This is a genomic window from Flagellimonas meridianipacifica (assembly GCF_003001695.1).
Taxonomy (GTDB): domain Bacteria; phylum Bacteroidota; class Bacteroidia; order Flavobacteriales; family Flavobacteriaceae; genus Flagellimonas; species Flagellimonas meridianipacifica.
This window is the reverse complement of record NZ_PVYX01000002.1, coordinates 1,042,851-1,056,907: the sequence shown is the minus strand read 5'-3', so window position 1 is coordinate 1,056,907 and position 14,057 is coordinate 1,042,851. Positions and strand designations below refer to the sequence as shown.

The 14,057-nt window shown below is 41.8% G+C and carries 3 protein-coding genes; 2 read left to right on the top strand and 1 reads right to left on the bottom strand.

Annotated features, from left to right (window positions below; all coding sequences use genetic code 11):
* Positions 1-2 precede the first annotated feature (2 nt).
* Together CLV81_RS14865 and CLV81_RS14860 are read left to right on the top strand one after the other, a co-directional pair.
* The gene (locus CLV81_RS14865) at positions 3-452 is read left to right on the top strand and encodes a YybH family protein (RefSeq protein ID WP_106145915.1); all 450 of its coding nucleotides are present in this window, start codon (positions 3-5) and stop codon (positions 450-452) included.
* Positions 453-459: 7 nt separating this feature from the next.
* Positions 460-1,470, top strand: coding sequence for a serine hydrolase domain-containing protein (locus tag CLV81_RS14860; RefSeq protein ID WP_106145913.1), 1,011 nt, complete (start codon positions 460-462; stop codon positions 1,468-1,470).
* A gap of 170 nt (positions 1,471-1,640) precedes the next feature.
* On the opposite strand, the gene CLV81_RS14855 is transcribed toward CLV81_RS14860, so the two are convergent.
* Complete coding sequence (locus CLV81_RS14855; RefSeq protein ID WP_106145912.1) at positions 1,641-14,000, bottom strand: T9SS type B sorting domain-containing protein; 12,360 nt, start codon at positions 13,998-14,000, stop codon at positions 1,641-1,643.
* Positions 14,001-14,057 lie beyond the last annotated feature (57 nt).

Genomic DNA, 14,057 nt, shown 5'->3' with positions numbered 1-14,057 from the left:
AAATGAAACCACTACTATCAGCAACCTTCGTGATATTATATGCGTATTTAGGTTTTTCACAAACCTTTCAAGGCAATCCAAAAGACGTCAATCAAATACTGGAAAACACCAAAATGTTTTCAGAATATGTCATGACCTCCAATTATGATGGAATTGAAGCTTCCTACACGGATGACGCCAAGATTTTCCCCAACAATACTTTGATACTTGAGGGTAAAGACATTATTAAATACTGGACACTTCCTGATGGAATAAGTACTCCTTATCACAAAATCACACAAAGTGAAATCACGGTTCTTGAAAATACCGCATACGACTATGGCTATTACGAAGGCAAAACCAAACGCCAAGATGGACAAATCTCCTCCTGGAAGGGGAAATATGTAATTGTTTGGAAAAAAGTTGATGATAATTGGAAAATGTATTTGGATATCTGGAACGGCGTAAAATAAAACGAAAATGAAGAGGTTAATTACACTTCCATTGCTTTGTATTGTATTATTAACGGGAAGCTGTCAGTATAAAAGCATCGATGAATACATACAAAAGCAATATCTTGATGGAGAACTTAATGGCAACATACTAGTAGTAAGGGGTGATACAATTCTTTACGAAAACTCCTTTGGTATCGCCCATCCCAAAACAAAAGAACCTTTAACAGCTGCGCACCGATTTAATGTTGGCTCAATTTATAAAGAGTTCCCTGGAGTGGCTATTATGCAACTTTTTGAAAAAGGGCGTCTGAAACTTGATGACAAAGTCAGTTATTACTTGAATGATTTACCCGTTTGGGCTTCATCAATAGGCATAAAGCAGTTATTCAAGTACACCAGTGGTTTACCAAAAGTGCCATGGGACAATTATATTGGAAGCAATAACCCCATTACAGAAGAATTAGTTTTGAACGATTTAAGAAAGGAAGAACTGGTCTTTGAACCAGGTTCGGACTATCTGTATTCCAACTATAACCCCTTGTTGTTAACACTTATCGTTGAAAAAGTTACTGGGCGGTCCTTTGAGGATTACGTTCAAGAGCACATTTTCGAAGCTGCAAAAATGACCGATAGCTACTTTGCCAAACAGACACCTTACAAGGATGAAAAATCACCTGCGGTGGCATTTGATGTAGATTTCAATCTCGATTCCTATCTTATTCAAGAACCAAAGTTTTTAATGAGCTTTACCACACAAGACCTTTACCAGTGGCTCTATCACTTACATAACCATCAAATTATATCAAAAGAATCTGTTAAGCTACTTTCAGAAAGAGCAGGGGCTCAATCGCCTTTGGGCGTTTTGGAGTGGGACAATGATACATTGGAAGTTCATCATCATCATGGCGAGAGCGGAAACTATGAAGCGGTTATAAGGTACTACCCTAAAGACGACTTATATATTGTCATTTTAAAGAATCAGAAGTATGAGAATGTTTCAGATATGGCAGATAACATACATCGTATACTTAGATAAAAACAACGCTAGACCGTTTTAGTAAACATCTTATTCTCTGGATACTATTGAAAGTAGGTTTTTAAATCTCCCCTCATTCTCAGAGTTAATTAAAAAGCCCCTAAAACAGGGGCTTTTTTTAGTTTTAATCTTAATGAAGGTAACAATTAAGCTAGTCCCATTCAAATATCTTATCGATACAACGTAAAGTGACCCACAAATTCACGTTGGTCTTGTTCCCCATTCAATCGAATAATATACCAGTAATCTCCTGTAGGCAGCTCTGAAAGCTGATACTGTCCATCCCAGCTGTCCTGATTTCCTTCGAAAAGGAATAAATTCCGTCCATATCGGTCAAATATCTTAATGAAGATGTTAGGATATTGGGTAATATTATCAGGGGCCCAGGTATCGTTCATTCCATCTCCATCTGGCGTAAAGAACTTTGGAATTTCAATATCAATAAACTCCATAAAAATCTCCTGACTTATGCTACAACCGTTTTCATCCGTTACCGTCACTGTATATATTGCAGTTTCTGTAATGTAAAAGGTATCTTCAATTCCAGATGGACCATCATTGATACTAAAAGTATAATTACCAGAACCACCCATGGCCGAAGCATCTATTTGATTGATTTCCCCTTCTCTAAGTTCTAGCGTTAGTTGTTCAAAAATCGTTACCTCAAAGGTCAGAGTGTTAATACATCCGTTGTTATGCACTACAGTAACGTAATGCTCTCCTCCAGATAGATTTTCAAATACTGGCTCCAATTGCATCAAAGAGGTATCACTGGTATCCAAACCATAGAGTACATCTCCAGCAACCGTATCATCATTAAATACCACTTGAATACTATTTGATGTGAATCCATTCCCATCACACTGATACAATACTTCTACTTCTCCCTCTAGGTTCACACCATTCTGCACTTCAAAGATTTCTGAATATTCACATCCATTGGCATCCCTTACAAAAACAACATGGGTACCACTTGATAGGTCATTATATTCGGTAATATCCTGAACAAAGTCTGAATCCAAATTACTATCAAGGGAAGTAAAGTATGGCATTGTTCCTCCTGTGATTTGTAGAGAAATGGTACCATCACTGCTATCAAAACAAATCTCATCTGTTACTGTTGAAACCACATTTAATGGTTGTGGTTCTGTAATATCGAACTCAACCAGTTCAAAACAACCATTTTCATCCTGAACTATTACCTGATAGCTTCCAGGTGCTAATTCATCAAAAGTACTTTCAGACCCAAACTGATTAAGGTTTGGCGAAATGGCATATTGATAGTTTCCTGTTCCTCCTTGTACTGCCAATGAAATACTTCCATCTTCTGCACCTGAGCAACTAACATCACTAACCGTAGGATTCACCACAAGTAAATCTGGTTCTTGGATTATCACTTCTGCAGAAGTCACTTGACAGTCTCCACTTTGTACTCTAACGTAATACGAACCAGCGGACAAGCCAATAAATGTGCCTGTACTTTGGTTTGGACGAATTTCATTGGTCAACGCTAAATCTGTAAAGAGTGCATATTGATAGTTGCCAAGGCCTCCATCTGCTTCCGCATCGATTAACGCATTGCTTTCTCCATTACAGGTCACGGCAGCCGCAGAGGTATCCAATACTACGGTCAAAGTCTCGATTGGTTCTAAACTTATCGCATTGGAAATGGTAGAAACACAATTGAAACTATCTCTGATGTAGTACTGATAATTTCCTGCGGGTACATTTGTGAACAAATGTGTATCTGTTGTCACAGTCTCGTTCATAGCATTAAAAGTAGTTCCATCAATACTCCAACTATATGGAGCAGTTCCCCCTGAAGCAACCAGTAACAATTCCGCATTCGTGTTACATCCTAAAGTTTGGTTGGTAACCAATAAAGCATCTACATCGGCAGGCTCAACGATTTCTACGATATTGGTTTCAAAGGTACAGTCCATGTCATCCAACACAGTAATGCTATAGAAACCAGCGCCAAGGTTATTAAAGTTCGGATTTGTTTGAGAAGTGGATGCGCTCAATACAACTGAACCTACGGCATCATTGTATGTATTTAAAACATAACGGTAATTGGTGATTATATTCCTTGGATTGACCGTAACTGAAACAGAGGCATCAGTATCTCCCTGGCAAACCAAGTTGGTGTTGGCAATCGACCCTGAAATTGGATCAGGCAACAAGAGATTAAATGCATTGACAAATGGCACGGTACATCCTAAATCATCCGTAACACTTATTGAGTATTGCCCAGCCGTCAAGTTTTGGAATAAGTTACTATTTACAGCATTCACCGTGGTAGTTACCGCAGTACCATTATGCGTCAATGCGATGGTGTATGGAGCAACTCCACCTGCAGGGGCAATCAATGCACTACCTTGATTATTTGTACATCCTACATCGGTCAGATCTATAGGACTAAGAGTTATTGATGCAGGAGGCGTGGTAATACTAAATGCCCTTACCTGAGTACAATCTGGGAACGCATCCTGAACAACCTCAACTAAATAATCTCCAGCCGGTACGTTTATAGCTCCCGTAGGACCTACGTTTGCTGATGTTCCAGTTGACACTGCTGGACCATCATCAGTTCTATCCGATGGCGTGCCATTCGTATCATAAATATTCCATGTAAATCCGGAAACATAGGTGGCATCCACTAATGTAAGTCGAATACTTCCTGTGTCACCAAAACAAACTACATCACTAAGTTTTTCAACAACTACGTCAAAGGTGTTAGGTTCATCCACAACATGATTTATGGTCAATTCACATCCCGTATTCACATTTCGTACTCCGAAAGTGTGATTGCCAGCAGGAAGATCCGTAAACACATTAGATGCTTGATAGGTCAATGAAGGTAATTGTCGGAACTCATAGTTTCCTGGATGGGAGCCAAAGTTTGACAAACTTCCGGTTACATGGATAGTAATATCCTCTCCATGATTTGAACAGCTAATAATATCATCAACTGTTATTGAAGCGCTAAGCAGTTCATCAAAAGCAGGGATGCTGACCAATTCTTGCCCTGAACAGCCATTTGAATCCACAACGCGTACTAAAACATCAACTCCTGCGTAATCCGTTCGAGTATACACTGGATTGGTACCTGTTTGTAGCACACTGCTAGTTACATTGTCAATAAACTCATATCTGATATAAGTCCCACTACCTCCAGCAATACTCGTTTCATCAATGGTAATCGTGGCTAAATTAACTGCATTTCCTGTGGTACATCCGAAAGGAGACACGGCGACAGGGTCAAATGATATTGTATTTGGTTCTCCTATTGGAATATTACTTATGGTCGTTGTACATCCATTCTGCCCTGTTGCTACTACTTCGTAGGTTCCTTGAGGCAAGTTTTCAAAACTGTTTGTGGCAACATTGAAAGCAGCAACATTAGGATTTAAGGCGTAAGTCAATGGACTGATACCGTTATTGTTTTCAGCGATAGCTATTATACCATCACTAGCTCCCGAACAGCTAACATCTGTTGGGGTTGGGACAAAACTTGGTGTAAGGGCTGGTGGCACTTCCACCGTAAATACCCTTGAACACTCTGGACCTGAAGTATTGTTATCATAGACAGTAACCGTATACGTATCTGCAACAGTAGCCAAAACTGTAGTTGGGTTTAAAGCCAATGACTGTCTTGAAACCAAAGTACCCAAGGTACCCACTACTTGATAATCATAGCTACCAGAACCATTGGTTACCTCAACCAGTATCTCAGCCTCGTTTCCGACGCCGCATCCCAAAACCTCTGCCAATATCGCGTTCGCTTGTAATTGAGGATGCACGGTTATTGAATCCGTATCTGTACAACCGTTGCTATCAATAATGCTTACGCTATATGTTCCTGGAGCCACATTGTTAAAGACTCCTCCATTATCGACGTAATTGGTACCACCATCCAAGGAATAGAAAATCTGGGCGGCCGAACTGCTTGCTGTTATGGTAACATCTGCTTGCACATTGCAATTAGCCACGGTTATGGCGTCAATTGTTGGATTGGGTGAAAGGTTTATACTTACATTGCCCAAATTAGTGGAGCAGCCATATTGGTCGGTTACCGTAATTGAGTAAGAGCCAGATGGTGAATTTGCGGGAATCTCAATAGGATTGTCCAAAGTTCCGGCAATTGGCGTAAATGGTGCTGGACCGGTAACGCTATAGTTGTACGTACCGCCTCCTCCTGAGATATCAGGAATCTCAATAAGTCCAGGTCGGTCACAAGTAATATCTTGTAGTACGGCCGGTGTACCTGTCAAAGCATCCAATTCTTGTAAAAGTTCGTTTTCAGATGCGCTAATACAGCTTGCTACCACACCATCCATTTTGGTGACTTCCAGAAAATAGTCCCCGGCTCCTAAGCTGTTAAATGTTAAGGTCTGAGGAGCTGAAAAAGGAACGTTTCCTCCACTATCACTTACTAAAACAGGTGTGCCCGTAGCAATATTATAGAAAGACCATTGCATTTCTGAACCAGGTGAAACGGTATTCTCCACTATAGTATACGTAATGCTTCCATTTGTACTACCGTTACATGAAGGCACAGCAGTAGCAGTTATCCCTAATGGTTGTGTAATCAGATTGTTCACATTCACATTACTCTGTCTTACACAACCTACAGCATCCTGTACATAGAAGGTATATGTACGACCTGGAACCAAGCCTGTAAACACAAATGGTGTTGTTGCGTCTAAAGCAGGAGTAGTCCACGGCACGGTAGGTGCTAACGGGTCAAAAGTGGAATCATCCTCAGAATACGTGTATTGATAATCAGGTGTTCCTTCAGAACCTTGCACAGTGACCTGCAGCTCATTACAATTCACAACCAAAGCAGAAATGGTAATATCCAAGTCATCCAGAGGGAATGGAATAACAAACTGTGGCAGATCCGTTTGGCAAATAGTATTTCCGAAACCATCAACCGTTCTCAAAGATGGGAAAACTGTTGCTCCAGAGATGTATCCCCTGAATTGGTCAGAAGCTTGCCAGGTAGCTCCTCCATCATCACTAAACTCCACAGTACCGATAGTCCCTGGATAACCTGTAATATCAAAACCAAAATCTGTTATAGGCCCTCCACAAGCCGATGGTGTGACGCCCATTACTGTTCCTACCAATTCATCTGGATTGTTAACAGTGATAGGAGTATCATTTAAGTTACACCCATATGCATCAGTGATGGTTATGGTATAATCTCCAGGTAGAAGATTGAAAAACTCATAGGTGTTGGTCAACACGTTTGTGACCGTTTGGTCAGAAGCTCCGGCATTGTCCAAATCCACAATCTGGACGGTATAGGGTCCGTCACCGGCAGTGATGTTTATCGCAATAGAACCGGTTCCGTCATGACATTCCGGGTCCGTTGGTGTAGACGTGAATGCCAAACTAGGTGCGCTGTTTACGGTTACAGTCTCCATATATTGACAATACGGTGCCGTACCTGAATTGTCACGAATATACACATCGTAACCGCCCGTATTTCCGGACGTAACCACAAATGAATTAGTAGCCGCGAAATCGGAATCGGATACTACAGAACCTGTGGTCAAGAAGGCATATGAATAGCTGCCATCTCCACCCGAAGGCGTTACGGTGATACTACCGTTACCACAACTTGTGACATCCACCACATCAACCTGTGCGGATAATACAGGGGCTATGATTACGGTTTCCACGCTAGAAACACATCCTAAAACATCGGAGACTTCAATGGTATACGTGCCATCTGCCAGATTTGAAAACGTATAATTTGTATCTGTTGTCGGAGTAGGTGTTTGCCAAGCTCCTCCGTTAATTCTAAAAGTATAATCACCATTTCCCGTTACAACACTTGCTGTTATAGTGGCATTGTTGGTTCCATCGTAACATGCGGTAGAAGAAGTTGTAAACGTTACGGCTTGAGGAGCAGTAACCGCTACCGGAGTCGTTGTGATTTCTGAACATCCATTAATGTCACGAACTCGAACAAGATAATTCCCAGCAGCTACGTTGGTAAAGGTTATACTATTTTGATATGCAACGACAATACCCCCTACAGTATCTTCCAATTGGTATTCGTAGGCAGGGCTTCCTCCAGTTGCAGAGGCTTCCAAAGTAGCACCTGTGTTAAAACAGGTGAACTGAGCGGTAAGACTTAAAGCCGGAACCAATGCTGTAGGTTGAGTTAAGGTAGCACCAAAATTGGATGTACAGACGTTATCATCAGCCTTACGAACTTGTACCGTGTAACTTCCATCGCCTAAGCTAGCGGCCGTAGTGACAGGAGATGTTGTTTCAGGAATCCAAGTTGTTCCGCCGTCCAAAGAGTACTCAAAACCTGCAACTGCATCAAAATTGGTCACCTCAAAGCTTATCGCTCCATCTGTTGCACCATTGCAACTTGGGTCTGTCACACTTAACAATTGACTGTTAAACGCCCGGTCTGGTTCAACAACTACAATAATATCTTGTGTTTTTTCACAAACTTCCGGTAGCTGGACTACCTGAATGTCATCCAATACTAAATCATTACCATCGTTACTATTTACATTGGACCTAAAGACGATATCAATATCTGTATTGGCGCCAGGATTAAAAGTAATTGTACGATTGTGCCAATCCGTATCGCTTGTATTCTTTGGAATTTCAGGAGCAACCTCGCTATGAATCAAGGTTCCCGTATTATCCAAAATCTCAATCAAAACTTCAGGATTATTACCTGTACCGGTCAGGTTCATCAAGTTATACGCCCAGAAACTCAGTGAGATATCTTCATTTGGCAATACTTCAATATTTTCTTTACGCCATAGAACTGAGTTCAATACTGTTGAACCTGTATCAGAAAATGTACTCACGTCAATGGCCAGGAACCTCCCATTGGTTAGACCCGTGTGATCTTGAGGATTGGTCAAAGTGGTTAGGTTCAATGCATTTGTTACTAAGTTGGTTACTGTGTATTCACCATTTACTAATATTCCGGCAGGTCCTCTATTACAATTGGTCAAAGAGCCATCTTGTGGTTCATAGCAGTAATCCGTACCGATCTCTGCAATTTGTGTGGTTGGACCAGCTCCAAAATCTTCAAAGAAAATAGTGCTCTGGTTGGGTGTAATGCTACTAGCATATCCAACTGTAATGGTTTGACTACCATCTGCCACACCCGTAAAAACATTATTATCAGCTGGGGTGTTTGCTACAGTATTTAGACTATAGGTATATGTAAAATCTGTTGTGTTTGATGTAGAAACTGTGATAGATGCCGTACCGTCGCAGGCATAATCGACTGCTGCGCTTAGATTTGGGTCTGGAACCGGGTTGGGAACCGTCAAGTCCATATCATGAGTACAGCCTAAAGCATCACGAAGAACCAGTTGATAATTTCCTGGCGCTAAATTTCTTTCATTGTTGGTATCAAAATTACTTCCACCATCAAAACTATATTCGTAAGGCGCTTGGCCTCCACTAGCATTCAATATCCTCACTCTTGCACCTGTTGGGTTGCATGAGGCATCCTCAATGATAGCAGGTGAAGCATTTAATAGGAACGGTTGAACAATTTCATAATCAAAGTTTCCGATACAAGCAGACGCACCACTACCTCCAGAATCTCTTATGGTGATGGTATAGAAACCAGCTGGAAGATTCACGAATGTATCACTACTCTGATAGTTGGTTCCACCATCCAAGCTATATTCATATGGAGCGGTTCCTCCGGTTACGGAAACGGTTAAAGAAGCAGTAGCTGAATCTGCACAAACGATTCCGCTATCCGATGCAGAAATGTTCAATCCTCCTGGTTCATCTACACGAACACTATTGGAAATTGCGGAACATCCATTATCATCAAAAACGATGAATTCGTAATCCCCTGCTTCATTAGGGAAATAAGTCGCAGGCGTTCCCCGAAAACCGAACAAAAAGTTTGGATTCGTTTGTAAATCAGCTAAAGGTACATCTGCTGGTGTTGTATACAAATCCACACCGTCCTTACTCCAAATCGCCATTTGATAATCTGGATTTGGAGAACCTCCGTTTGGTGTCAGGGTAACAATTCCGGCAGAACATGTAATGTTTTCTGTAGTAAGAGCGGTAAGAGTCAACTCAGGAATTTCGGTTACTGTTATGGTTTGTGTATCTGTACAACCATCATCTGTTGTTGTGATTACGATGTAATTCCCAGGATTGACGTTAGTGAATGTATGGGTATTATCCGGAGTGGCGACACGATTGTCAACAAAGGTACCCTGTCCGCCATTGCTCCCGTCATCCAACCTCAACTCATAGTTATAGTTAGGTAGAACATTCAAAGCTTGAACGGATATAGTCCCTAGTTGATTACAATCCGCAGGAGTTTCGCTTAGGTTAACTTGAAAATTTCGTTCCAATATTCCAATTTCCTCCGTTTCGAAAACACAACTTCCCGGTATTGGGTCGCCAGTTAAAGGGTTCAACTGGGTAACTTGTACTACGTATGTTCCGCCAGTGCTTATATCGAAATTAGGGCCATTATTGCTAGAAAATGGCACAACGATGTTGTTATTGGAGGCATCGACCAGTTGGAATCCATAATTGGCTCCCAAGTTGGTAATTCTGATGTTACCAGCTGTACTACATAAGATATCCGAAGCAGTATGTGTGATATCCAATGTATTCTTAAACACATTAAAATAGAAGCGACTAAAACATCCGTTCTGATAACGGATAACCACCCTATATTTCCCGCTATCGGTTAAGGTGTAATTATCTTGGGTCACAATATCATTCCAAGTACATGAACTGTTGGTGTTGGCACAATCATCCCCTGCATCCGCACAACTTGTCTCGTCAAGCCTTTGCCATACAATACTTTGAGCATCTGTAATACCTAATTGAATAGTGGGTTCATCATTCTCGCCACATAAGAATATTTTTGGCAAAAGACTACCATCAATCGAACAAGTAGCAATTTCACCCTGTAAATCGTTATCAGGATTCGCATCGGAGTTCACTTGATTGAAGTAGGAAATAATTGGATTTGTCTGCGTGGTACCAAACCGTTCCACCGTAATCAATTCTGTTAGGTCCGGACAGCTCCCACCAGAGGATTTCTCAACTATATAGTTTCCAATATCGGTTACTATAAGCGTACTAGGGTCTCCGTCAGGGTCACCATCGTTCAAAATGGTATCAGAGCCATCAATTTGACCATTTCCGTTGTTATCCAAGGCCCAATTGTAGGTTGTAAACCCGGAACCAGCGGTCAAAACTACGTCCGCACCACATAATTGAACGGTTCTTGCTTGAGCACAGTTTGCCAAATCGTTCAAAATGTTATTACTGGCGACTTCAGGAGTTGTATTACAGGGAAAGTTAGAGGAACCAGGTTCATCAGTAAACACTGTAGGATTGCTCATACCCTGAAAAGTTGAATATGCTAAATTTTCTAAATCAGATGAACAGGCATCCACAAAATCCGAGCAGTTCCCCGAAATGGTCACGGTAATACGAATGGAATACTGCGGGTCACCTATTTGAACCAAATTATCAGGAATTTGGAACGTAATCGTATTGGTGCCTACATCATGGGAATGGGTAGTTCCCAAAGCATTGGAAACATCAACATTGTCCAAAGTTACATTGGACGGCAGTACATTCCTGATGGTATAATTGGTGGCATTATCATCACCCGTATTCTGGAAACGAAGTACATATTGAAAGGTGTCTCCCAAGCTTACTCCTTGACCATTGATATCAATTCCTCCGAGATTTTCTGAAGTGTTGCCTAGAACGATTTCCGGAGCTAAAACCTGAACATATGAGGCTGCAGTTACCGTACCATCGGAAGAATCCACCGCAGGCACTCCAGTTCCATATTCTCCACCATCACCACCATCAGCATTATCGTCTTTATAAAACTCGTTGGCATCACTACATCCATCTCCATCACTATCCAAATCCAAATGATTGGGAAAGCCATCTGAATCTGTATCACATCCGGCGGTAAGCAAAGCCCCTTGCATATTCGTAGGGCCAGCAACAGTCTGGCCTATAACTATGGAATTGGTCCCGGATGTATTCCAACTTACCACATTGGCAGGGGAAGTTAGAGTTAAAGGTTCCAGAGGTCCATTGTTGGTTCGAGTACCAAACAATTCAAATTGTCCAGCCTGATCTATAACCACACGTAACAGAGGGTTTCCATGGGTTCCCGTTAGGGTCCAAATATCCGGATTACCTCCTTGTCCGTAACCGGTTCCATCTTCAAATAGGGCTGTGTTCCCGGGTTCCCCATTTTGCAATTGGATTTCTCCAGCAACATCGTTTCCATTAATTTGGAGATTAAAGGAGTTATCCACACTGAAAATATCCAGTATCAAATAGTCATCTGAGGTAATCAAGTCGCTTGTATGTGAAGCTCCGCTTGCAATATTAAAGAGAAGTTTATCACATTCATCGCCATCATAAACACCATCGTTATCATCATCCAAATCGGTGCTATCGTTTACGCCATCATTATCAAAGTCATTATGAACCACTATTCTGGCTGAAGGCTGGTCTTCAGTTAAATTAGTATCCGTCTGATCTTGGGTATTAGTAGCGGTATTTGTTAAGCTTAAAAGTGGCAGTGTATCTATTTCATCGGCCTGTACCTCTAATTCTAAAATAGCAACGTCGCCACCATCCAAGGTTCCAATATTCCACGTATTGCCGCTCCAGCTTCCGGTTATGGTAAAAGCCGATAAAAAGGTTAATCCGGCTGGAATATCGTCGGTTATCTGTAGGTTGGTCAGTGGACCTAATCCGAAATTTTGAACCCTAATCGTGAAGGTGGCCGTCTCCCCTTCCATGATTTCAGCTCTATCCACAGTTTTTTGTACAAAGACATCGGGATCACAGTACAAGGCCTGTATCGCGTTACTATCATAAGTACAAGGCCCCTTGGTACCTCTTAAGAAGAACTCGCCGGCTCCCATGGGCGCATAGCTAGGACCATTGGCACCAGGTATGGGCTGCCCGTTCTCAAACCATTGAAAAGCATCAAAATTATTACTGGTAGCTTCAAAAATCTCGGATCCTACAAAACAACCGCTTCCCCCGCGAATTTCGAGTGTAACTTCGGGTAGCGTATCAAAACCGGAAAAGTAACCCGCCACCCCACGTGCTCCGTTGAATCCAAAAAAACCAACGGCCATTGGGCCCGTAGAATTTACACTGACATCACCATTTAGGTTAGGGATATAAAAGGTTTTCCAATCCGATGAGCCTGCAACTGGATTCGAAGCAGGTAATGTTACCGCGCCATTACCGTCGGTAACCACAATATTCGAGTCTGGCGTATTAACAGCGGCAATGATGGTCATTCCACCTGTAACCGTAGTACCTGCCATATTTCTAATATCCGGGATGTTATCCATTACATCAGGCAGCAAACAGTTTACCGGAGCAACAAAATTCAGCCCTTGCGTATAGACCTGACTTGCGCCGGCCATACATTGATAGGCATAAACATCCTTTGAAGTTTGCAACAACATATTGGCGCCAACGGCATTGGACGAGTAGAAGTTGCTTGGTACTTGAAAATATTCACCATTATTAATCGTTGCAATCGGTGTTGTGCCACCGTTGACGAAAATTTGAGTATTGTCAGAAATAGCAATTACCAAAGGAAATTCTGTAGAACCATTGGTATTACCATTACCCCTAATAAAGACATATTCTTTTCCTAACCTATTCTCAGGAACGGGTTGGTCAATCCCTGCATCTCTATTGCTCGCCCCCGCTTGACGACCAAAGTTGATGGAACCATTGCTAATGACAATATCTTTATCCGACTCAATGGTGGCCCCAATCCATCCATCCTCATGAGCTTGCGTCGGGCTGTTCCCGATATAGGTTTCGAAAACAAAGGACTCGTTCGCATCTAAAGTGACCGTATAGGTATTGGCCGTAATGCCAGCTCTATTATTGCCAACCCTAAATTCACAACCAGGGTCATAACCAAAAAGCTGCACCGTAGTATTGTCTTCGGTCGCCATGATTCCCAAAGTATTGGATTTGGAAGGGTGAGACCCTAAATTCGGGACACCTCCCCACTTAAATCGGGTACCTAGAGCCTGTCTACCCTTTGCAGTCAATGACGCAGCTTGTGCACTTGAATTACCTCTATAGTTTACATAAAAACGATTCCCGCTGGGAGATTCGAAACGAAGACCACTGTTGTTCAGAACAATACCGGTGTTGGCGTTGTTTACCAGTGTTATGTTATTATCTCCATCGGCTAATGTCCAAACTGCTGGATTCACATTTGAAATATTGAATGTTGCCACGGGTGTAGCATTTGTACCTCGATACGCGTTTACCGTAAAAGTTGTTGGTTCGGGTGTGGACAGGTAAATCGCTTGGTCTCTAATTCCAGCATTATTCTGACCTTGTTTTAAAGGTGGTAGGTAATGAAGGTCGCTTAACTGAGCATTTACAAAAGAAGAGACAAAAAGAAATACAAACAGCAAACCAAACTTATGCAAGGTTTTGCTTGACAGGTCAATAATTCGGTCCATTTGGGGTGGCAGTTGAAGTTATTCTTAACAAAAAAAGCGGCTTTTAAGGTGATTTCC

Coding starts and splice junctions, on each gene's coding strand:
- CLV81_RS14860 (WP_106145913.1), top strand. CDS start 460: ATGAAGAGGTTAATTACACTTCCATTGCTTTGTATTGTATTATTAACG.
- CLV81_RS14855 (WP_106145912.1), bottom strand. CDS start 14,000: ATGGACCGAATTATTGACCTGTCAAGCAAAACCTTGCATAAGTTTGGT.
- CLV81_RS14865 (WP_106145915.1), top strand. CDS start 3: ATGAAACCACTACTATCAGCAACCTTCGTGATATTATATGCGTATTTA.